The organism is Succinivibrio dextrinosolvens DSM 3072, assembly GCF_900167015.1.
Classification (GTDB): Bacteria; Pseudomonadota; Gammaproteobacteria; order Enterobacterales; family Succinivibrionaceae; genus Succinivibrio; species Succinivibrio dextrinosolvens.
The window spans coordinates 1-1,111 of record NZ_FUXX01000104.1 but is presented as its reverse complement, the minus strand read 5'-3'; the positions used below and the strand labels follow the sequence as shown (position 1 = coordinate 1,111).

Genomic DNA, 1,111 nt, shown 5'->3' with positions numbered 1-1,111 from the left:
TACCGGGAGGTATGCTGGAGGTATCACAAGTGCGAATGCTGACGCAAGTAACGATAAAACGAGTTAAATGCTCGTTCGCCGGAAGACCAAGGTTTCCTGTCCAACGTTAAACGGGGCAGGGTGAGTCGGTACCTAAGGCGAGGATGAAAATCGTAGTCGAAGGGAAACGGGTTAATATTCCCGTACCAATAAATATTGCGATGTGCTGACGGAGAAGGGAAGGTTAGCCTGGCGACGGTTGTCCAGGTGAAAGGCGGTAGGTAGCATGAGTGGTTAAAAGAACTGATGCGATAATCCGAGAACCGAGACGAAGTAACTACGGTTACGAAGTAACTGGTACCAGACTTCCAGGAAAAGGCACTAAGCATCAGATATTTAATGACCGTACCCCAAACCGACACAGGTGGTCGGGTAGAGAATACCAAGGCGCTTGGGAGAACTCGGGTGAAGGAACTAGGCAAAATTGTACCGTAACTTCGGGAGAAGGTACGCTGAGGGGAGTGAAAAGCGAACGCTAGGAGCTTCAATCAGCCGCAGATAAATGGTGGCTGGGACTGTTTAACAAAAACACAGCACTCTGCAAACCTGAAAGGGGAAGTATAGGGTGTGACACCTGCCCGGTGCCGGAAGGTTAAATGATGAGGTTAGAGCAATCGAAGCCTCTGAGTGAAGCCCCGGTAAACGGCGGCCGTAACTATAACGGTCCTAAGGTAGCGAAATTCCTTGTCGGGCAAGTTCCGACCTGCACGAATGGTGTAACCATGGCCACGCTGTCTCCACCCGAGACCCAGTGAAACCGAAATCGCTGTGAAGATGCAGTGTACCCGCGGCTAGACGGAAAGACCCCGTGAACCTTTACTGCAGCTTGACACTGAACCTTGAACCTATTTGTGCAGGATAGGCGGGAGACATAGAAGTAGTGACGCCAGTTGCTATGGAGTCGACGTTGAAATACCGCCCTGATAGTTTTGAGGTTCTAACTTGAGATAAACAAATCTAAGGACAGTGTCTGGTGGGAAGTTTGACTGGGGCGGTCTCCTCCCAAAGAGTAACGGAGGAGCACGAAGGTCGGCTGATCACGGTCGGAAACCGTGAGGTCAGTGCAATGGCA

General features: G+C 50.9%; 1 rRNA gene. It reads left to right on the top strand.

Features of this window, described 5'->3' with window-relative positions:
* Window positions 1–1,111 (top strand): 23S ribosomal RNA (locus B5D46_RS11995); the annotation flags it as partial.